Origin of the sequence: Brevundimonas sp. R86498 (assembly GCF_044598075.1) — a bacterium.
GTDB lineage: Bacteria > Pseudomonadota > Alphaproteobacteria > Caulobacterales > Caulobacteraceae > Brevundimonas.
The window spans coordinates 457,976-478,334 of the sequence record NZ_CP139004.1; the positions used below are offsets into that span (position 1 = coordinate 457,976).

Annotated in this window: 20 protein-coding genes, 1 tRNA gene and 1 other RNA gene; 5 read left to right on the plus strand and 17 right to left on the minus strand. The window is 68.4% G+C overall.

What is annotated here, in order from left to right:
* Window positions 1-66: 66 nt before the first annotated feature.
* A complete protein-coding gene (locus SJY26_RS02315; protein WP_396594554.1) occupies window positions 67-1,719 on the plus strand; it encodes an amidohydrolase in 1,653 nt (550 codons plus the stop codon).
* Window positions 1,720-1,794: 75 nt separating this feature from the next.
* Here the strand turns inward: SJY26_RS02315 and SJY26_RS02320 are convergent, their stop codons facing one another.
* Together SJY26_RS02320 and SJY26_RS02325 are read right to left on the minus strand one after the other, a co-directional pair.
* The gene (locus SJY26_RS02320) at window positions 1,795-4,452 is read right to left on the minus strand and encodes a TonB-dependent receptor domain-containing protein (RefSeq protein WP_396594555.1); all 2,658 of its coding nucleotides are present in this window, start codon (window positions 4,450-4,452) and stop codon (window positions 1,795-1,797) included.
* A gap of 80 nt (window positions 4,453-4,532) precedes the next feature.
* Window positions 4,533-6,035 (minus strand): hypothetical protein, encoded by a 1,503-nt coding sequence (locus SJY26_RS02325; protein WP_396594556.1) that lies wholly within the window; start codon window positions 6,033-6,035, stop codon window positions 4,533-4,535.
* 299 nt (window positions 6,036-6,334) lie between these two features.
* On the opposite strand from SJY26_RS02325, the gene SJY26_RS02330 reads away from it, so the two are divergent.
* Window positions 6,335-6,408 (plus strand) — tRNA-Gly (locus SJY26_RS02330).
* Between the two features lie 60 nt (window positions 6,409-6,468).
* Here the strand turns inward: SJY26_RS02330 and SJY26_RS02335 are convergent.
* The 12 genes from SJY26_RS02335 to ffs form a co-directional block, all read right to left on the minus strand.
* On the minus strand, window positions 6,469-7,440 hold the full coding sequence (locus SJY26_RS02335) for a TraB/GumN family protein (protein WP_396594557.1): 972 nt from the start codon (window positions 7,438-7,440) through the stop codon (window positions 6,469-6,471).
* 40 nt (window positions 7,441-7,480) lie between these two features.
* Window positions 7,481-7,684, minus strand: coding sequence for a helix-turn-helix transcriptional regulator (locus tag SJY26_RS02340; RefSeq protein WP_396594558.1), 204 nt, complete (start codon window positions 7,682-7,684; stop codon window positions 7,481-7,483).
* A 4-nt stretch (window positions 7,685-7,688) separates the two neighbouring features.
* Window positions 7,689-8,120 carry a hypothetical protein gene (locus SJY26_RS02345; RefSeq protein ID WP_396594559.1) on the minus strand — a complete coding sequence of 144 codons (432 nt, stop codon included), beginning with the start codon at window positions 8,118-8,120 and terminating at the stop codon, window positions 7,689-7,691.
* 109 nt (window positions 8,121-8,229) lie between these two features.
* Window positions 8,230-9,453, minus strand: coding sequence for a DNA recombination protein RmuC (locus SJY26_RS02350; protein WP_396594560.1), 1,224 nt, complete (start codon window positions 9,451-9,453; stop codon window positions 8,230-8,232).
* Between the two features lie 235 nt (window positions 9,454-9,688).
* Entirely contained in the window at window positions 9,689-10,171 is a 483-nt protein-coding gene (locus SJY26_RS02355; protein ID WP_396594561.1) for a DUF29 domain-containing protein, read from the minus strand.
* Window positions 10,172-10,226: 55 nt separating this feature from the next.
* Complete coding sequence (locus SJY26_RS02360; RefSeq protein WP_396594562.1) at window positions 10,227-10,709, minus strand: DUF29 domain-containing protein; 483 nt, start codon at window positions 10,707-10,709, stop codon at window positions 10,227-10,229.
* Between the two features lie 12 nt (window positions 10,710-10,721).
* The gene (recR, locus tag SJY26_RS02365; RefSeq protein ID WP_305641537.1) at window positions 10,722-11,324 is read right to left on the minus strand and encodes a recombination mediator RecR; all 603 of its coding nucleotides are present in this window, start codon (window positions 11,322-11,324) and stop codon (window positions 10,722-10,724) included.
* 16 nt (window positions 11,325-11,340) lie between these two features.
* Window positions 11,341-11,670: a YbaB/EbfC family nucleoid-associated protein gene (locus SJY26_RS02370; protein WP_396594563.1), complete on the minus strand. Its 330-nt coding sequence runs from the start codon at window positions 11,668-11,670 to the stop codon at window positions 11,341-11,343.
* A 73-nt stretch (window positions 11,671-11,743) separates the two neighbouring features.
* Window positions 11,744-12,028 (minus strand): GIY-YIG nuclease family protein, encoded by a 285-nt coding sequence (locus SJY26_RS02375; RefSeq protein ID WP_396594564.1) that lies wholly within the window; start codon window positions 12,026-12,028, stop codon window positions 11,744-11,746.
* A gap of 54 nt (window positions 12,029-12,082) precedes the next feature.
* The gene (locus SJY26_RS02380) at window positions 12,083-13,921 is read right to left on the minus strand and encodes a DNA polymerase III subunit gamma/tau (protein ID WP_396594565.1); all 1,839 of its coding nucleotides are present in this window, start codon (window positions 13,919-13,921) and stop codon (window positions 12,083-12,085) included.
* Window positions 13,922-14,006: 85 nt separating this feature from the next.
* Window positions 14,007-14,408: a DUF3597 domain-containing protein gene (locus SJY26_RS02385; protein WP_396594566.1), complete on the minus strand. Its 402-nt coding sequence runs from the start codon at window positions 14,406-14,408 to the stop codon at window positions 14,007-14,009.
* Between the two features lie 232 nt (window positions 14,409-14,640).
* Window positions 14,641-14,736, minus strand: an RNA gene (gene ffs, locus SJY26_RS02390) — signal recognition particle sRNA small type.
* A gap of 75 nt (window positions 14,737-14,811) precedes the next feature.
* On the opposite strand from ffs, the gene nudC reads away from it, so the two are divergent.
* Window positions 14,812-15,735 (plus strand): NAD(+) diphosphatase, encoded by a 924-nt coding sequence (nudC, locus tag SJY26_RS02395; RefSeq protein WP_396594567.1) that lies wholly within the window; start codon window positions 14,812-14,814, stop codon window positions 15,733-15,735.
* A gap of 160 nt (window positions 15,736-15,895) precedes the next feature.
* On the opposite strand, the gene SJY26_RS02400 is transcribed toward nudC, so the two are convergent.
* Window positions 15,896-16,618 (minus strand): 3-deoxy-manno-octulosonate cytidylyltransferase, encoded by a 723-nt coding sequence (locus tag SJY26_RS02400; protein ID WP_396594568.1) that lies wholly within the window; start codon window positions 16,616-16,618, stop codon window positions 15,896-15,898.
* Window positions 16,619-16,768: 150 nt separating this feature from the next.
* Here SJY26_RS02400 and SJY26_RS02405 point away from each other — a divergent pair, with 150 nt between their 5' ends.
* Window positions 16,769-17,506: a c-type cytochrome gene (locus tag SJY26_RS02405; protein ID WP_396594569.1), complete on the plus strand. Its 738-nt coding sequence runs from the start codon at window positions 16,769-16,771 to the stop codon at window positions 17,504-17,506.
* 51 nt (window positions 17,507-17,557) lie between these two features.
* Here the strand turns inward: SJY26_RS02405 and SJY26_RS02410 are convergent, their stop codons facing one another.
* Complete coding sequence (locus SJY26_RS02410) at window positions 17,558-18,352, minus strand: NlpC/P60 family protein (protein WP_396594570.1); 795 nt, start codon at window positions 18,350-18,352, stop codon at window positions 17,558-17,560.
* Between the two features lie 140 nt (window positions 18,353-18,492).
* On the opposite strand from SJY26_RS02410, the gene SJY26_RS02415 reads away from it, so the two are divergent.
* Complete coding sequence (locus SJY26_RS02415; RefSeq protein WP_396594571.1) at window positions 18,493-18,987, plus strand: hypothetical protein; 495 nt, start codon at window positions 18,493-18,495, stop codon at window positions 18,985-18,987.
* On the opposite strand, the gene SJY26_RS02420 is transcribed toward SJY26_RS02415, so the two are convergent.
* Window positions 18,954-20,351, minus strand: a complete 1,398-nt coding sequence (locus SJY26_RS02420; RefSeq protein WP_396594572.1) for a leucyl aminopeptidase family protein — start codon at window positions 20,349-20,351, stop codon at window positions 18,954-18,956. The two genes, SJY26_RS02415 and SJY26_RS02420, sit on opposite strands and share 34 nt — an antisense overlap.
* Window positions 20,352-20,359: the final 8 nt, after the last annotated feature.

The window sequence follows — 20,359 nt, forward strand, 5'->3', positions numbered from 1 at the left end:
GGCCCACGCGGGCCGCTAGTCAGTGTCCGATTTCCGCGATTCCGGTGACCCATGCTGAAAACCCTGATGACTGCCGTCGCTCTAACGGCGCTTGCCGTGCCCGCCGGGGCCCAGGATCTGCTGATCCGCGGCGGGACGATCCACACTGGCGTGGACGGAACGCCGACGGCGGATGTCGTGATCGCCCGCGCGGGACGCATCGCCTACGTCGGTTCCGCTGCGGGCGCGCCCTCAACCGATGGGCTCGAGGTTATCGATCTGGAAGGGGCGACCCTGTTCCCCGGCTTTACCGATGGCCATGCCCATCTGGACGGGATCGGGTGGCGCGAGCTGACGCTGAATCTGGAAGGCTCAACCTCCGTCGTTGACGCCATGGCGCGGCTGACGGCCTGGGCCCAGGACCATCCGACCGGCGTGATCGTCGGGCGCGGCTGGATCGAGACCCGCTGGCCCGAGAGCGTGAACGGCGCCCGCTTTCTCACAGCGGCCGATCTGGACGCGGCCGCGCCCGGGCGTCTGGTTTTACTGCAACGGGCCGATGGCCACGCCATGGTCGCCTCCTCGGCGGCGCTCGCCGCCCTCGGCATTGACGAGACGACCGCGGCCCCGTTCGGAGGCGAGATTCTCAAGGGCCCGAACGGCCGCCTGACAGGACTGTTCGTCGATGCGGCCGAGCAGTTGCTTGGTCCCCTGATGCCGCAAGCCAATCCGGACGCCACCCGCGCCGCCTATCGCGCCGGCTTTGAGGTCGAGGCCCGCTATGGCTGGACCGGGGTCCATTTCATGAGCGCGCCATGGGGGGACATTCCCCTGCTGGAAGCCATGGCCGAGGCGGGCGAGGCACCGCTGAAAATCTACAACAGCGTCACGCCCGACGGCGCACAGGCCCTGTTCGCGTCCGGTCCGCGCAGCGTCGCCAACGGGCGGATCATCACCCGGGCGGTGAAATACTATGCCGACGGTGCCCTCGGCTCCCGCGGTGCCGCCCTGCATGCGCCCTACGCGGATGCCCCGGGGACGACCGGTCTGATGCAGACCACCGCCGTGGTCCAGGAGCCTCTCTACGAACAGGCTTTGAGGGCGGGCATCCAGCTGGCCACCCACGCCATCGGCGATCGAGGCAATACCGAGGTGTCGGACTGGTATGCGATGGCCCTCGCGGCCGTCCCCCCGTCCGAGCGCCCGAACGGCACGGATGTGCGCTGGCGCATCGAGCACGCGCAGATCCTGCGGCCGTCGGACTATCATCGCTTCGTCGATCTTCCGATCATCGCCTCGATGCAGCCCAGCCATGCCATCGGAGACTTCCATTTCGCCGCCGCGCGTCTCGGGGACGACCGGCTGGACGGGGCCTATGCGTGGAAGAGCCTGGTCGATCTGGGCGTGATCGTGGTGGGGGGATCGGATGCGCCGGTCGAGCGGGGTGACCCGCTGATCGAGTTCTACGCCGCCGTCGCACGGCGCGACCTTGAGGGCTTTCAGGGACCGGACTGGCGGCCGGAGGAGGCCGTGGACCGGGCCACCGCGCTGAAGATGTTCACCCTCTGGCCCGCCTATGCCTCGTTCCGCGAGGCGGAGCTGGGCACGATCGAGGTCGGCAAGCGCGCCGATTTCACGGCGTTCAGCATCGATCTGATGACCGTCCCGGCGGCCGACATCCCCGGGGGGCGCGCCGTGCTGACCGTTGTGGATGGAGAGGTCGTCTACCGGGCGGACTAATGCCCCGACCCGGGCAAAAGAAAAGGCCGCCTCCCTGGTCCGGGAGGCGGCCTCTGCTTCAGGCGGGATCGGACCCTAGAAGCGCGCGGTCAGGCTGACCGAGGCGCTGGAACCGATGTCGTAGTTGTTGATCCGGACCTTGTTGCCGAGCTCCTGGTACTCGTCAAAATCGGTCTGGAGCAGGTTACGGAGTTCCAAAGCGAAGCCGAGGTCCTGCCCCATCGCGGTGAAGTCTTTCCGGTAGACGAAGTCGAGGAAGACGCCCGGCTCCTGGATGTAATCCGGCTCGCGGCTTCCGGCGACGCCAGCTCCGCGGGCGGTGATCCGCTCGGAGACATAGTTGACGATCAGCGTCGCCTGCGAGCGCGCGACATCGTCTTCCCAGCCAAGCTGAACGTTGGCCACGTGCTCCGACTGACCCTGGAGGCGGCTGCCGTCCGAGATGAAGAAGGCCGCGCTTTCGGGCGTTCCCGCGCCGCCGAGGGTCAGGACGGTGTCGCCCGACTCCACCGAAACCTCGGAGTCCGAGAAGGTGTAGTTGGCCTGGACCAGCCAGCGCTTGTTGGCGACGAAGGCCATGCTGTTGTCAGGGAACTCGAAGTACTTCTTGGCCTCGACCTCGGCCCCGAAGATGGTCGCCTCGGGCGCGTTCAGGAAGGACTGCTGCCGCTGGTTTCCGACGTCGACGATGATCGCCTCCACCGGCTTGTCCAGCTGCTTGTAGAAGACGCCGGCCGTGACGAACTGCTGTCGGGCGAAATACCATTCCCAGCGGGCATCGAGGTTCAGGATCTCGGTGTCCACCAGATAGGGGTTGCCGATGAAGGTCCGGTCGCTCTCCGGGTCCGTGTAGGACTGCGGCGCGAGCTCCCGGAACTGGGGACGGCCGATGGTCTGGGACGCGCCCAGACGCAGCTGCATGTCCTCGGCGAAGTTCCAGGTCACAGTTCCCGCGGGCAGGTAGTACTGTTCCTCGAGGCTGGTGGACTGGAATGTGGTCGAACCGCCGAACAGATCGCGCGGGGTGACCGACTGCTCGGCATCCTCGAAGCGGACACCGACCGTCAGATTGACCAGCGGGATGATCTCGGCCTCGACCTGGCCATAGACGGCGTTGACGACCAGTTCGGCGTCATAGGCGGCCGCACCGTTCGAACCCGTGATCTCGTTCAGCTGGAGCACGGTGTCGTTGATGTTGAAGTCCGAGAACAGGAAGTCGACGCGGCTCTGCGTCTGTTCCGTCGTCAGGCCGGCGGGCGAGATGAAGCGCAGGTCGCGGCGCTCGGAGTCGCGGGTGTTCTCGTAAAGGGCGAAGCCGGCCGAGAACCTGGCCTCGCGGTAGTCCGACAGCGGCAGGATATAGGCCAGATCAGCGCCACCCGAATAGACGTCATCGGTCAGCTCGCTGAAGGAGATCAGGTTGCGCTCGATGTCGTGGACGAAGTCGCCTGAGGCCGACTGGCCGTAGCCAAAGCGGGTCTCATAGGGCGCGTCACGTGACGTGGTCGAATAGTTGGCGCGCCAGTCCAGCTCCAGCGAGCCGTCCATGAAGGCGTGCTCACCGGCCAGCTGGGTCGAGAACAGTTCACGCTCGAACCACTCGGTGTAGTCGTCGCGCAGGATGGAACCACCGGCGTCGAAATCCGGTCCCGAGCGCGTGCGCGCTTCCTTGGTCGTGTTGCGGACGTACAGGTTCGTCCACTTGACCTCGTGATCCGCGCCCGAGAGCGAAAGACCGCCCAACAGGTTCAGCTGCACATCATTCTGGGTCGACAGATACCGGTAGCTGGTCGCGGCGATGAGGTCGCTGCCCGAAAACTGGGCCTCTTCCTGGAAGCCGGCGCGCGTACGCCAGCTGTTGTCGTACCCGCCCGACAGGATGACGCCGAGCGTGCCGATCGGGGTCTCGTTGGAGAAGCCACCCGACACTTCCAGCCCCACGTTGACCGGAATGTCCTCGGTCTGGAGCAGACGCAGCGGCGCATTCACCAGAGACTGGCCGATCCGGCGCAGCTCGGTGGAGTCGTAGTTCGGGCCGGCCTGGATCTGGTTGCCCGAGGCGAAGGCGATCGCCAGTTCGTCGGGGATCTCGCGGGTACCGTCGTCAAAGCCGAGGAAGTCGGTGCGACCGCCGTAATAGACGCGGCCCTTCTGCGCGGTCGTCTCGGTATTGCCGCCCAGGGAGGTCGAGACGGTGAAGAAGGGATCGGCCGGGGCGTCGATGGTGCGCAGGTCGATGACGCCGCCGCCGAACTCACCGGGATAGTTGACCGAATAGGTCTTCTGGACGGTCACGCCTTCCAGGATGCTGGATGGGAAGAGGTCCAGGGGCACGACCCGCTGCAGCGGCTCGGGGCTGGGCAACGGCGAACCGTTCAGGAGGGCCGAAGAATAGCGCTCGCCAAGGCCGCGGACGTATACGAAACGCCCCTCGACGATCGACAGACCGGTCACGCGCGTGAGGGCCGCGGCGGCGTTGGAATCGCCCGTGCGCTGCAGGTCTTCCGACGTCAGGAAGGCCGCGACCTCGGGGCTCTCGCGGTTGGGTTCGGGGATATAGCGACCCAGAACAACGATCTCCTCGACATCCGTCGCCTGACCTTCGGCGGCAGGCTCGGATTGCTGGGCGGGCGTTTGCGCCACGGGCGCGTTCTGGGCGTGGGCCAGGCCGGGCGCGATCAGCGCGCTGGTGGCCAGGAGGACCCCTGTCAGGGTCAGAGAAAGCTTCTTCATGATCTGCGCCTTGAAGGGGTTCAAACGGAAAGCGGGAAAGTCGGCGGCGACCCGGTCAGGCCGCCGCCGCGCTTCCGTCATCAGCAGTTCGTGTTGCCCGACAGGCCGCAGGACCAGCCGGCGTACCAGGTGTCAGCAGCGTTCTGGACGGCACCGATGAAGGTGGTGGCCGTGAAGAAGCTGTAGACCGCCGGTGCGTTGACCGGGGTCACGGCGGCTTCGTTGGCGCCGTTGATGAAGGTCAGGGTCTGGTTGGTCAGGGTGGCACCGGTCGGGGCCGTCAGCGTGCTGGTGCCGGCGGCGGTGTTGCCGGCGCTCGGGGCCTGGACGAAGGTCGCGGCCGAACGGGTCGCGTTGCTCGGCCGGTAGGATACCGGGCAGGACATGAACACCAACTGGAACACCGGCTGGCTGGTGGCCGTGTCGGCGTCGGCGATGTCAAGGCAGCCGGCGACCGAGCCGGCCGCGGCGGTGAAGACCGAGTTGATGATCGTGGCGTCCGTACCCGTATCGAAGTGGGCGACGGTGTGGGCATCGGTCGGGGCGACGCGACCCACCAGGGTGAAGTTGGCGATCTTGGGCTGCGAGACATAGCGCGAGGCCAGCGGCGTCGCGGCCGGGGCCGAGGAGAACTCGAAGCCGGCCGAACGGCTGGTCGAGTTCGGGGCGCGCTGGGTCACGATGCCGAACTGGGCACCACCGCGCCAGCCGGTGTCGGTGTCCAGACCGTCGTCGTCGGCGCCGGTGATGACCACGCGGCGCAGGTTGACGTTGCCACCGAAGATTTCGATGCCGTCATCCGAGGAGTTGTGGATCTGGACGAACTCGACCGTGGTGCCCGAACCGACGCCGGCCATGGTCAGGCCCTGCAGCTCGTTGCCGGTCGAGATTTCGAAGCCCGAGAACTTGATCTGGACGTAGCGGATGCGACCCGAGTTATCGGTCGGGGTGTTGCCGCCGTAGAAGGCCGAGGTGCCCTCGACCTGGCCGGTGCAGGTCACCGGGGCGGTCAGCTGGCAGTTGGCCTGCGGCGCGCGACCGGCGATCACAAGGCCGCCCCACTGGCCTTGCGAGGTCAGGGTGGTGGTGCCCTCGATGTTCTGGCGGCTGGTGAAGATGATCGGGTTGGTGGCGGTGCCCTCGGCGAAGATCTGCGAGCCGCGGTTGACGATCAGATAGTCCGAGCCGCCCGAGGCGAAGATGCGCACACCCGGATCGATCGTCAGGATGCCCTGCGAGCCCGTGGGGGCGGCCGGGTCGATGCCGCGGTCGACACCGACCTGGGTGCGACCGGCGATGGCATAGACGGTGCCGGCGCGGACCGACAGGGTCAGGTTGCCGATGATGTCCTGCGGCAACTGGCAGGCGCGCAGCGTGCCGTTGGCGACCAGGCCGATGTTGGACAGGCCGGCCGGGCAGTCGGCCGCGGGGGTGCCTGGAGCGGGCGTGGTCGGCGTGGTCGGGCCGGTCGGCGTGCCGCCGCCGAAATCGCCTTCGCCGGGCGAGGCAACCTCGGCCGAGCCGCAGGCGGCCAGGGCCATCACGGCCGTACCGGCCAGCAGAACTTTGGTCAGTCGAAGCATCGGGGAGTCCCTCGCGTTTGAATGTGCGGATCGCCGCGCGTCATTCCGACACGGAAACAGCCATCCCGATGCCTCGTTTAGGTCGCCTTTGCAAAGTTGAGGTGACAGAAAATACGCAGTTTGTTACAACTGGTCAGTTTACTGACATAACTTCAAAGTTTCGCCTGGTCTGATTACTTGATGTCCGTTTCGCAACGACCCCTCCGTCTCCGGATCGTTTTTGCAGAAACAACATTCTTTGCAGTCCAGGCTGGAGCCCCTTGAGCCGCGACGGGATTGCGCTAGTTTGCCCCGGCTCCGCGGGCGTGATGTAGTGGTAGCCTGAAAGCTTCCCAAGCTTTTCGTGCGGGTTCGATTCCCGCCGCCCGCTCCAGTCTCCCGACCGGGTCATCGGTGGCCCGGCGTCGCCGCCAGGCCACCCGATCGGGGCGATCTACTGACGCGTGACCTGAACGCCACGGTCAGAGAGGATTTCCTGGACACTGTCCTCGCCCGCCAGATGGGCACTGCCAACAGCAATGAAGACGGTGCCGGATCCGGCCAGCAGGGTCTGGATCTGGTCGGCCCAGTCAGCGTTCCGCCGCACCAGCAGGGCCTGATAGACCTCTTCTGACGTCTCGCGCATCTCGATCACGCCAAGGCGGTTGATGGCCTCCACGTCTCCGGTCGCCCACGCTGCGACCAGGGCGTCCAGTTCGGTGGTCGCCTCGTCATAGGCTTCGAGGGTTGCACGCAGGAAGGCGAGCTGGGTCTCTTCCGACAGACCCGCCAGAATGCCCACCTGCTTGTCGATTGTCTCCAGCCCGGTGACCGGCTTGCCGGCCGCCTCGGCCCGCGCCTTCAGGATGGCCTCGACCCCGGACTGGGGATCGTAGCCGGCCTTCAGTATGGGTGCCACGGACAGGGACAGGGCCACCAGCCAGGGCCGGAGCGGGTCCAGTTGGGCGGCGGTGGCACCGATCGACTGGGCGGCCGTATCCAGATGGGCGATCTCGTCGGCGGTCAGCAGCGTGGAGAGGGGGCGGTCGGGCGAAATTCCGTACTGCTGGATCAGCGGTGCAATCGCGGCCTGGTCGTCGGGATTGGAGATCTCCAGAATTACCGAGCTTGCGCCGTCGAAGGCGGCGTCGACCCGGGGGGACCCCCAGGCGGTCTCGGGGCGCAGGACATGGACGGTGCCGAACAGATAGATGGTCGAGTCCGAATCGGAGACCGACCACAGGGCCGGGCCCTGACCAGAGGCGGGAGCGACGGCACGCAAGGGCGACGGTACAACCGCATCCTGCGCGAGGGCGGCGGGAGCCGAAGCCAGCAGGGCAGCGGCAAGGCTGAGCCCGAGAGCGACTCCGAAGGCGGCGCGCCCGACGGCAGCGGTCGTGGACTTGAGGCGGCGTGTGAGGGTCATGAGTCTTTCCTGAGCAGGGGAGATGGGAGGGTGGCGGACGTCACGATGAGGCTTCCCCATCGGAGAAGATGGACTCGATCGGTTGTTCGAAGACGCGGGCGATCCGGAAGGCGAGCGGCAGGGAAGGGTCGTAGCGGCCAGTCTCCAGCGCATTGACGGTCTGGCGCGAGACGCCGAGGGCTGCGGCAAGGTCCGCCTGGCTCCAGCTACGCTCGGCGCGCAGGGCCTTGAGGTGATTGTTCATGGGATCACCGCCGCTTCAGCCACCACACGGCCCAGGCGATGCCGTAGCCCGTCGCCTGGACCCCGACCGTGCCGAGGGCGGCAAGATAGATCAGGTTCTGGGCCGGGAGCGCGATGACCAGGTCTCTATCGAGCGCGGCGATCATGACGGTGAGCAGGGCAATGCCCCCCAGCGCCAGGCCGCCGGTGCTTCCCCACCACCAGGCCCATTTGTGAGCCTCCTGCGCCGCTTCATCGAGGGTCCGCCACCAGCGCAGGCAAGCCCATATGCCGGCGGCCATGCCGAGAGTGGTGGCTACAACAGTCACCGCAAGGCTGAGGGGACTGGTCGAACCCAGCACGGCGGCCAGCCCGCCGCTCAGCCCGCCGGCGATACCGCCCGCCAGCACGCAGACACCCAGCACGACCGCGTAGCGCCTCAAGGGATGTGCCGACACCTGACCCTCCGTGTACATGGAAAAAGCGACCCCTACCTGTTTGACAAGGGTGTTTTACATCAGGCGGCCCCGCTGTCAAGCGAGCTTGTCAAAGCCTGGGGGCTCGCGCCTACCCCGTGGCCGTACGGTCGAGGATCAATTCCGGGCGGCTGACCGGGCGGGGGGCCTGGTCGACGGCGGGCAGGGCCGGCAGCTCCTTGCCCTCATGGTCAACCTGGAGATCCTCGAAGCGGCGGGCCGAGACCATGACCTGGCTCTCCAGCGAGCCGACGAACTGGTTGTACTTGCCGACCGCCTGCTCCAGGGCGCGGCCCAGGCCGGAGACGTGGCCGCCCAGCACCGACAGGCGCTTGTACAGTTCCTTGCCCAGTTTCGCGACCTCGTCGGCGTTGCGCGACTGTTCCTCGGCCCGCCAGCCGTAGGCCACGGCCTTGCACAGGGCGAACAGGGTCGAGGGGGTGACGATGATCACCCGCCGGGCCATCGCATCGGTCATCAGTTCGGGTTCGCGGTCCAGCGCCGCCGACAGGAAGGCGTCGGACGGGACGAACAGGGCGACGAAGTCGGGGCTGGGCTTGAACTGGTCCTGATAGGCCTTGGCGGCCAGATCTCGGACGTGGCTCTTGATGCTGGCGGCGTTGCGGGCCGACATGGCGGCGTCGCGGGCCTCGTCGTCGGGTTCGGCGGCGTCGGGGAAGGCGAGCGGCACCTTGGCGTCGATCACGAACAGGCCGCCGCCGGGCAGGCGGACCAGAAAGTCCGGGCGCATCTGGCGGCCCTCGTCGCTGGCGCTGGAGGACTGTTCGTCGAAGTCGAACCGGCCGGCCATGCCCGCGGCCTCCAGCACATTGCGGCAGGTCTGTTCGCCCCAACGGCCGCGCCGCCCGGTGTTGCCGCGCAGCACCTCGGTCAGACGCTTGGCCTCGTCGCGGGTGGCCGAGGAGGCGATCATCAGGGCCGACAGCTGTTCCTTGAGGCTGCCGGTCTCCTCGGCCCGGGCCTTTTCCAGCGCCGCCACCTGGGCCTCGAACTTGACCAGGGTCTCGGCCACGGGCTTGAGCTGGGCCTCCATCCGTTCGCGGGCGACCCGGTCCTGGGCCTGGAAGGTCTCGGTGGCGCGGGTCACCATCTGGTCGGCCACGGCCTGGGCCGACTGGGCGGCCTGGGCCTTGAGGAACTCGCCCATGGTGACGCGGCTGTCCTCGAGCAGGGCGATCTTCTCCTGCGCCGAGACGATGGCCCCCTTCGCGGCCTGCCAGCCGAGGAAGGCCCACAGGAAGCCGGCCCCGAGGGCCAGGCAGACGACGAGCAGGACGATCGAGAGGGTGTTCATGCTCCGTTCCTAGCCGGAGTCGGCCCTCCGCGCCATGCCGACCCATCGGGACTCAAAAAACAGAGTCCGTTGAGTCCGCTGAGTCCGCTTCGGGATCGGGACTCTCCGGCTTCATGCGAGTCCGTTGAGTCCGCTGAGTCCGGATCAGCGCTCCGCAGACAGGGGCCGGGCAGGCTGATTCCGGATCCTCGCATACCGATACGTCAGAAACGGACGTAGCCGTTCGGCCCCCTCGTTAGTCGTTGTCGCGCGGCACCGGATACCAGTCCGGATCAACGATCTGCTCCCAGCTGTAGCCAGAGCCGACCCTGGCTTTCACCCCGTCCACGTCCGCCAGAAGGCCCCTCCTGTCGAGAAGCCTGATCTGCCGCGCGGTCAGGAGCGGCAGATCGTGCTGGATCCGGATCCGGATCGTCGGCGTGAGGGTATCGTCCAGGCGATCCCGGAACGCGAGAATCTCGCCCTGCCAGTGGGTGACGTCATTTGCGCTGCGAATGAACTCCAGCTTCAGCATGTGTTCGATGATGCGTTCGACGAGGCTGCGGCAAGCCCTCTGCTCCGACTTGCCCAAATCCTCGATCTCCTCGGCCAGATGGTCGTAGTCGAGCGCGCGATGACCCGCCGCGCCCGCCCGCAGGGCCGCCGCCTGCGACTCCGCCCAGGCGACATAGTCCCGGTCGTACAGGTCGTTCGCCGGTCTGATCAGATCATCCGCCATAAGGGCAAGGTATCATATGGCCGGGTGGACCCGAAGTCCCGGCACGGGTGCCCCGTCATCCCCGGCCGGACGGGACCGGGTACCAGTCCGGGTCGACGATCTGGTCCCAGCTGTAGCCGTCCGGCAGCTCTGACATCACGCGATCGGCATCGGCGATCAGCTCGCGGCGGGACAACGCCTTGAGCTGCCGCAGGAACAGCGTTTGACGCCGGGCCAGAAGCCGGTTCTGGATCGTGCGGGACAGCCGGTCCTCGAGCTGACCGCGGAAATTGACCAGCTCGCCGCGCCAATGGGCGTGATCCTGAGGCGAGGCCACGAACTGAAGCTTGAGCAGATGTTCGATGATCCGCTCCACCATCGACTGGCAGGCGTAGACCTCGGACTTGCCCAAATCCTCGATCTCCCCGGCCAGAGTGTCATGGTCGAGGGCGGTCGGGCCGGCTCCGCGCGCGCGCAGGGCCGCCGCCTGGGCCTCGGTCCAGGCGACATAGTCCCGCGCGTACAGGTCGTTCGCCGGTGGAGTCAGGTCGTCCGCCATGGGCGGATCCTATCACGCCGGCCGGCGGGCCCGAAGCGCCTGGACGATGGTGCCGTCGTCCAGCCAGTCGAGGTCGCCGCCCACCGGCACACCGCGCGCCAGGGAGGTGACCTCCACCCCGTTGCCGGCGACACGCTCGGCCAGATAGTGGGCCGTGGTCTGGCCATCGACGGTTGCCGGCAGGGCCAGGACGATCTCGCGCACCTCACCGCCCCGGACCCGGCCGACCAGTTCGGCCACCCGCAACGCTTCGGGGCCGACCCCGTCCAGCGCCGACAGCAGACCGCCCAGCACATGGTATTTGCCGCGGAAGGCCCCCGACCGCTCCATGGCCCACAGCGACCCCGCCTCCTCGACCACGCAGATCAGGCCGTTGTCGCGGGATCCGTCCGAACAGATGGAGCAGGGATCGCGGGTGTCGGGCGTGCCGCAGACCGAACAGGACACGACCCTGGCCGCCGTCTCGGCCAGCGACGCGGCCAGCGGCTCCAGCAGGGTCTCGCGCTTTTTGAGCAGGGCGAGCGCCGCGCGCCGGGCCGAGCGGGGTCCCAGCCCCGGCAATTTGGCCAGAAGCGCGATCAGCCGCTCGATCTCGGGTCCGGCGGAGGCGGCCATGCTTGGGTCTGGATGCCTAGAACAGTTTGGGCATGCCGGGGATGTTCATGCCCGCCAGCGGCCCGGCCGCCTCGCGCATCAGCTCGCCATTGATGGCGTCCAGCCGGCGTTTGGCGTCCGCATGGGCGGCGACGATCAGATCGGCCAGGATCTCGGTGTCGCCCGGGACCATCAGACTGTCGTCGATCTTCACCGCGGTGATCTCGCCGGCACCCTTCAGGGTGATCGTCACCAGACCCCCGCCCGAGGTGCCCTCGGCAGTGGTTTCGGCCATCTTCGCCTGGGCGTCCTGCAGCTTCTGCTGCATCGCCTGGGCCTGTTGCATCAGGGCGTTGAGATCTTTCATGACGTCTAGATAAGCCTTTCCGACCTGAATTCCATCCGCTCATCCCCGCGAAAGCGGGGACCCAGTGAGAGCCTCAGAACAGGTCTTCAAAAAGATCGCGCCAGCCCGGATTCATTTTCTCGATCAGCTCCAGCTTCCAGACGCGGTTCCATTTCTTGATCCGGCGTTCGCGAACGAAGGCGTCATGGCGCATCGGATGCTGTTCGTACCAAACCAGCATCGCGCATCCGTACTTCGCGGTGAAGCCTTTGAACGTCTTCTCCCGATGTTGGGTCGTGCGCAGGATCAACCCGTCTGTCGAGCCTGTGTAGAGCGTTCCGTTTCGCTGATTGGTGACGATGTAGGCGTAGAAGGCCACAGCCTGCCTCTCGAAAGGACTGGGTCCCCGCTTTCGCGGGGATGAGCGGAAAAACTAGTCCTGATCGTCCTCGATCTCGTCCGGAATGCTCGGCATCTCCACCGCCGGGGCGAGGGTCTTGATGTCGCCGACGGTGGCACCGGGGAAGGCGGCCATGACGGCCAGCACGAACGGGTCGGATTCAACCTCGGCGCGGATGGAGGCGGTGGCTTTCCGCTCCTGTTCGATCAGGGTCTCGCCGCCGCCCTGGCCGTTGGCGATGACGAACCACTGGCGACCGGTCCATTCCTTGAGCCGGCCCGACAGGCGGGTGGCGAGGTTGGTGGGCGCGCCCTCGACCGGTTCATAGGTCAGGGCCCCGGGCTTGAAGGACACCGGGCGGACGTAGCGCTGGACGTCCATCTGCAGGGCGATCTCGCGCCGTTCGCCGATCAGGGCGACCACGGCTTCGAAGGTCTGGGGGTCGGGGTAGGCGGGCGCGGCGGCCGGACGGGCGGCCAGCTGGGCCGAGGCTCCGCCGCCGCCGCCGCCCCGGGGCGCGCCCGAGCCGGACCCGCCGCCCATGGGCTCGCCGGACTGGAGCTTCTTCAGCGCCTCCTCCGGCCCCGGCAGGTCGGCGGCATAGGCGAGGCGGACAATGGCCATCTCGACCGCATCCGCCGGGCTGGGGGCGCGCCGGACCTCGTCCAGGGCCTTAAGCAGCATGGACCAGGTGCGCGACAGGGTGCCGGCCGAGACGGCCGATCCCATGGCGGCCAGCCGCTGGGCCTGGTCATTGGGCAGGCGGGTGGCATTGGGCCCCAGCATCTTGGCGACCGAGGCGGCGTGGCAGTGTTCCAGCAGGTCGTTGGTGACCTGCACCGGATCGGCCCCATAGCCGTACAGGGTGCGGAAGGTCTCCAGCGCCTCGGGCGTGCGGCCAGCCATGATCTGTTCGAACAGGGCGATGGTCTGGCTGCGGTCGGCCAGCCCCAGCATGTCGCGGACCGTGTCGGTGGCCACGGGCTGGCCGCGCTCGCCCTGGACCAGGGCCTGATCCAGCAGGGAGAGGCCGTCGCGGACCGAGCCCTCGGCGGCGCGGGCGATGAGGGCCAGCGCGTCGTCCTCGACCGTCATGCCCTCGCGCCCGGCGATGCGCGACAGGTGTTCGACCAGGATCTCGGGCTCGACGCGGCGCAGGTCGAAACGCTGGCAGCGGCTGAGGATGGTCACCGGGACCTTGCGGATCTCGGTGGTGGCGAAGATGAATTTGGCGTGGGGCGGCGGCTCTTCCAGGGTCTTCAGCAGGGCGTTGAAGGCCTGGTTCGAGAGCATGTGGACTTCGTCGAGGACGTAGACCTTGTAGCGGGCCTCGACCGGCGCGTAGCGGACGCTTTCGAGGATGTCGCGGATGTCGTTGACCCCGGTGTGGGACGCGGCGTCCATCTCCATCACATCCATATGCTGGCCGGCCATGATCGCCGCGTCGTGGCGGCCGTGGGCGGTCAGCTCCAGCGAGGGCCGGTCGATGACGTCGGTCTCGTTGTTCAGGGCGCGGGCCAGGAGGCGGGCGGTGGTGGTCTTGCCCACCCCGCGCACCCCGGTCAGCATGAAGGCGTGGGCGATGCGGCCGGTGGCGAAGGCATTGGTGAGCGTCCTCACCATGGCCTCCTGACCGATCATGTCCTCGAATGTCCTGGGCCGGTATTTGCGGGCCAGGACCGTATAGGCCTCGCCGTCGTTGCGATGGGCGTCGTCAGCGACTGGTGCGGGACCCGGGACGGCGGGTTGCGCCGCCGCCGGCGCGGGCGCAGCGGCGGGCGCGCCGAACATGTCGTCGGTGTTGACGTCGCGCTCGGGCGCGTCGTCCTCCGCCCAGGGCGGATCGCCGGAATCAAGGTCGACGTCGGTCATGGGACCGTCTTACCGCGACTTGGCCGTGCGGGGCGACTCCCGCCTGTCGTCCACCCCCGCTTTCGCGGGGATGGACCGGGCCGGATCAGGCGGTGAGGTCGCGCGGCAGCTGGCCGCCGTTGTCGACGATCTTCTGCAGCACCTGTTTGTGCAGCCAGATGTTCATGCTGGCCGAGTCCGAGGTGTCGCCGGTGTAGCCCAGCTCGTCGGCCAGTTGCTTGCGCTCGGCGAGCGAGCTTTCCATGCCCAGCAGCTTCATCAGGTCGACAATGGAGGTGCGCCAGTTCAGCTTCTGGTCGCGCTGGTCGTTCATGAAGTCGAGGATGCCGGCGACATCGACGGGGGCCGTGGCGGGCGCGGCGGCGGCCGGCACCACCGGGGGCTGGACCGGCGTCGCGGTCGGGGCCGGCTGCGGCGGGGCGGACGGCGTCTTCGGCGCGTCCTTGCGGTTGAAGATCTTGCCGAGGATGTTGCCGAGAATGCTCATGGGGTCGCTCCGGTGGGGTGGGCCAAGGGAGCGGGCGGCGGCGGTCGAGGTTCCCGAAGGCCGGCGTGTGCGGCGGGCCCCCTCCACCCCCGCGCAAGCGCGCGGCGGTCCCCCTCCCCCGATGGGGGAGGAATGCGCTCAAGCAGCGAGGCTCCGCGAGCCGAGCGGTAGCGCGACAACCTGCGCTCAAGCAGCGAGCGACCGCGTCGCGAGCGTTAGCGCATCAAGGATGGGGAAGTGGAGACCGCGACCCGAAGGGGAATTCGTTGTGGCTGCTGCCTTCCGGCCCTGACCAGGTTGGCGAAGCCTTCGCCCGCGATCTCCACCCCCCATATCGCCAATCGCGCGGCCGAGATCAAGGGACCCCCTCCCCGGCCCCGTCGATCCCGGCTAGGGAACGGCCATGGCCCTCCCCGTCCTGAACACCTTTGCCGGCAATCCGCTGGACCGCGCCGGCGACCAGAGGAACAGTCCCGACTGGCTGGAGGAGCAGGCCGCCAATATCGAGGCCCTGTCGCTGGTGTTCTGGGACGGCAAGCCGTTGCTGGAGGACCACCCCGACGGGCCGCGGCTGGCGTGGATCGCGCTCAGCCACGCCCGGGACCTGATCCGGGACGGGGACCGCGAGCTGTTCCTCGGGCTGTGGAAGGGCGTGCCGTGTTTCGCGGTGGAGTTCGAGGGGGCGGCGGATCCGGCGACGGGTCCTGTGCGCGGTCTGGGGGCGTTCACGGAGATGCGCGAGGCGGCGGCGGTGCTATCGGGGGCGGACGCGGCCATGGCCGGTGGAGCCAAGTCGCTGTTCGACTGGCGGCGGCGGCACGGCTTCTGTGCCAACTGCGGCCAGGAGAGCGAGACGGCCTGCGGCGGGTGGAAGCGGATCTGCCCGGCCTGCAAGACGGAGCATTTTCCGCGCGTCGATCCGGTGACCATCATGCTGCCGGTGTTCCAGGACCGCTGCCTGCTGGGGCGGCAGGCGGCCTGGCCGGCGGGGCGGATGTCGGCCCTGGCGGGATTCCTCGAACCCGGCGAGACGATCGAGGAGGCCTGCGCACGCGAGGTGCAGGAGGAGGCGGGGCTGACGGTGACGGCGGTGCGCTATCACTCCAGCCAGCCGTGGCCGTTCCCCAGCCAGCTCATGATCGGGCTGATCGCCGAGGTCAGCGATGACGACGCGAGGCCGGACCAAACCGAACTCGAAGAAGTGGCATGGCTGACGCGGGATGAGGCGCGGGCGGTGCTGGCAGGAACGCACACCATCAAGGCCCCGCCGAAATTCGCGATCGCGCGGACCTTGCTTGAGGCGTGGGTGGGGGAAGAGGCGGAGTAAGCTAGCGTTCTCCCTCCCCCTCGGGGGAGGGTCGTCGCGTAGCGACGGGGTGGGAAGGGCCGGTGATGCAGACACAGGCCTGTAAGGTCTCGCCTTGCCGCCCCCACCCGGCTTCGCTGCGCTCAGCCACCCTCCCCCGAGGGGGAGGGAGAAACTCGCCTCAGACCGACCGCCGCGCCGCCTCGAGGTCCGCCGGATTGTCGACCGAGATGGGGGCTTCGGCGATGACGGCGGCCCAGATCGACAGGCCCAGTTCCAGCGCCCGCAGCTGTTCCAGCCTCTCGCGCTGCTCCAGCGGCGACGGCGGGGCGGCGCAGAAGCGTCTGAGGGCCTCGCGGCGGTAGCCATAGAGGCCGATGTGACGCCAGACGGGGGCGTCGCCGTAGAGGGTCGACCGCGTGAAGTAGAGCGCCCGGGCGTGACGCTCGCCCTCGGCGAGGGCCAGGACCGCCTTGACCACATCCACATTGGTCCGGTCGGAGGGGTCCGCCTCGGGCGCGACGAGAGTGGCGATGTCGCAGGTCGGCTCGCCATGCAGGAGGGCGGCGCAGGCGGTGGCCAGGCCGGGGTCGGCGAAGGGCATGTCGCCCTGCAGGTTGATGATGGCGTCGTATTCCCCCTCCGGATCGAGGGTCTCCAGCGCGGCCAGGACGCGGTCGGAGCCGCTGGGCAGGGCCGGGTCGGTCAGGACGGCGCGGCCGCCCGCCGCCTCGACCACGGCGACGATTTCGGGGTCACCCGCCGCCACGGCGACCGGCAGGCCGGACACCATGGCCTGCTCCCACGCCCGCACGATCATGGGCTTGCCGCCGATGTCGGCCAGAGGCTTGCCGGGGAGCCGGGTGGCAGCCATTCGGGTCGGGATCAGGATCAGGGGTTTCATGGTCAGGGTCCACCTGCGACGCCCCGGCACCCTTCGGGACTGCGGGGCCGGTTGCGAAGGCGGCGCTAGCGTGTCAGAGACCGCCACGCAAGAAATTCGCCCGGAACGCGCGAGCGCGACGGGCCTCCAGAGACGGGATGCGACGACGCGATGAGCGGCGATCTGAAGTGGAACAAGATTTTCGGTGCCGGTCTCGGTACGGCGCTCGCCATCCTGCTGGTGCAGCAGGTGTCCGGCGCGATCTATGCGACGGAAACGCCCGAGAAGATGGGCTATTTCGTCAATGCCCCCGAGGAAGCCGAGGGCGGTGCGGCCGAAGTCGAGCTGGCACCCGACTGGGGCACCCTGATCCCGGTCGCCGACCTGGCCGCCGGTGAGGCGGCCTTCGCCCGCTGCCAGGCCTGCCACACCATCAATGCCGGCGGACCCAACGGCATCGGACCAAACCTTTACGGCGTGGTCGGCGGTCCGGTCCTGCATGCCGCCGGCTTCGCCTATTCCGACGCCATGATCGCGCACAAGGACGAAGCCCCGATCTGGGGCTTTGATGAGCTGGATCAGTTCATTACCGCCCCGAACCGCTATGTGAACGGCACCAAGATGTCGTTCGCGGGCCTGCGGGATACCACGGCGCGGACCAATCTGATTGCCTGGTTGCGGACCCAGGGGTCGGCGGCCTATCCGGTGCCGGCACCGGATCCGGCCCGCCAGCCGGGTGCCGTCGAGACCGGTGAACCCGCCATCGACGACACACGCACCCTTGAGGGCACGCCCGATGTTCCCGCATCGCCGGGCGCGCCCGTCACGGGCATCGCCGGCCAGCCCCGCGTCCAGACGAGCGACGTCGCCCCGCCCGCCGCGGACAGCCTGGCCCCCCCGAACACCTGATCGATCCTGATTGACGACAGACAGGCGGCCCTTGGGCCGCCTGTTTTCGTTTCAGCCCAGCCGGCGGAAGACAGCAGGCGCGAGGCCGTCGGCGAGGCACCGGGCGTCGGCTTCCGCCAGGGCCTCGGTCACCACCTGGCCATGATGGCCGGTGGCGTGGATGATGTGGGCGTCGTCCAGCATGAAGGCCGAATGGCCGGTCCAGCTCTGGCCGGCCGGGGCAGACAGCCAGACCACGATGTCTCCGCGCCGGGCCGCATCGCGTGCAACAGGGTGACCCAGTTCAGCCTGTTCATGCGCCCGTCGCGGCCCGGGCAGGCCGCAGGCGAACAGGGATTGCTGCACCAGTCCCGAACAGTCGGTCGCCACGGAGGAGCGGGCCCCGAGACTGTGGGGCACACCCAGCAGGCGTTCGGCAACGGCCACGGGATCAGTCTCGAACACGCCGATGGGTGCATGATCCGGAGACGCCGGGGTGGCCGGGTCGACAAGGGCGTTCAGCGGCAGGGCGGACCGGGTTGCGCTCACACGGCGGTTCGGGAGGCCCCGCTGGGGTTCGAGCGCCGACGCATCCATCCAGCCCACGACCCCGTCGCGCCGCGCCTGACCCCAGACCCGGCCGCCGCGGCGATCCAGCACATCGAAGACCTCGCCATGCAGGAGCTGGTCGATGCGTTCGGACGCCGGCGAGGCCTCGGCATGGATATCGCTGACGGGTGCGGTGGCCCGCATCGGCTGGACCGGCCGGAAGGTGTCGGCCCGGACAAGCCCCTCCAGCGCCTGGGCAGCCAGATCGGGCCGGGCCAGGGTGGTGCGGGCATCAAGGGATCGCGACAGGTCGGTCAAGCGCGGGCTCTGACAGTTGGGTCATCCTTGTCCCAGACGAAGGCGAAAGTCCCGTTAATGGCGGGAGCATCCTGTGGAAATCTTGCCCCCTCGGCGGTGACACGCCATTTCAGTGCAACAGAAGCGCGGGGGAACGGCGGATGCTGGCTTTCGGACTGGTGGCGGCCGTTCTGGCTGTTCTGCTGGTGTTCCCGGACACCGGAATCGGCCGGGCCCTGCATCGCTGGCTGGTCATCGCACCCGCACAGGCCCTGGACCGGGTTCCCACCGGCGAGATCACCTTCTATGCCCTGCTGATCGCCGGAGGTCTGATCCTGACCCTGCTGTTCGAGGCGGAGGGCCTGCGCCTGTTTGGCCTGTTGCTACCGGACACGCTGGTGTGGTTCGCCCTGTTCGACGTAAGTGTGTTTGTCGACGCCCTGCTGATCACAGGGGCGATCCTGGCCTCGAATGGTCTGCGGGTCCTCCGGGCGCAGGTGGCGGTTGCGCGGGCCCGGGTGGCAAGGCTGACGACCCGGATTTCCGGTCGCGCGCGACGCGTCCGCAGACCGGCGCGCCCTGGCCGGCCCTCGAATGACGACGACCGCCCGGCGTGGGCGGGTCAGCCCGGGTACCGGGCCTTCAGCATGGCATAGGCCGCCCGCAAGCCCTGCGCCTCGCCACCCTCGGGCCAGCCGGGGCGACCCCGGCTGTTCCACGCAAAGACGTCCAGATGGGCCCAGGCTCCGGTGGCGGGCGCGAATTTCTGCAGGAACAGGGCGGCGGTGATCGACCCGCCCTGGGCCCAGCCGGCGGAATCGTTGCGGACATCGGCGATGTCGCTGTCGATGGCGGCCCGGTACCCGGGCCACAGCGGCATGCGCCAGAGCGGATCGCGCACCGCATGGGCCGCCGCCAGCAGGTCGGCCGCCAGCGCCTCGTCGTCGGTATAGAGCGGCGGCAACTCCGGTCCCAACGCCACCCGGGCCGCCCCGGTCAGTGTGGCATAGTCCAGTGTCAGGTCGGGGGCATGTTCGCCCGCCCGCGTCAGGACGTCGGCGAGGATCAGCCGGCCTTCGGCATCCGTATTACCGATCTCGATGGTCAGACCCTTGCGGCTGTTCAGGACGTCCCCGGGCCGGAAGGCATCGGCGGAGATGGCATTCTCGACCGCCGCCACCAGCACCACGAGGCGGATATCCAGCCCCGCCTGCATCACCAGCCGGCCCAGCGCCAGCGCATGGGCCGCGCCGCCCATGTCCTTTTTCATATTGCGCATGCCCGCAGCGGACTTGATATCCAGCCCGCCGGAATCAAACGCGACCCCCTTGCCGACAAGCGCGATCAGCGGCCGGTCGATGCGGTCCAGATTCCAGCCGATCTCGATCACGCGGGGAGCCCGGTGCGGTGCCGCAGCGCGCCCGACGGCGTGGACGGCGGGATAGTTTTCCTCCAGCAGGGCCTCGCCGGTGGTCACCGTGATCGCGGCCCCGTGGGCCCCGGCGATCTCGCGGGCGATGGTCTCCATTTGCAGCGGCCCCATGTCGGCGGGCGGGGTGTCGACCATCTCGCGTGCGAGGGCGCATGCGGCCGCGATGTTGAGCGCCTCGGCGACGTCGAAGCCTTGCGGCGCGACCAGCCGCACGCCCGACCGGCCCTTGCCGGGCTTGTAGCGGTCAAAGACATAGCGTCCGAGGAGGAAGGCCAGGGTGGCTGCCCCGGCGTCTGCCTCTTCAGCCTCCAGCCGGTAGAGCCCCTCCGGCAGTCTCGCGGACAGGGCGCGCGCGCTCATCGGGTCAAAGGTCTTGCCCGTGCCCACCAGCACGCGGTCGACCCCGCCTCCGCTGCCCGCAGGGACCACCAGAACCTCGCCCGGCTTGCCCTTGAAGCCCAGACGCGCCGCCCAGTCTCGGGCGGCTCCGTCCAGCGCCGCGTCCGGCCCGACGAAATGAACCGGCGTCGCATCGGCCGCTTCAGGGGCTGTGCTGGCGATCAGGGCATCGGGCGAGACGGCGGACATGGGCGGAT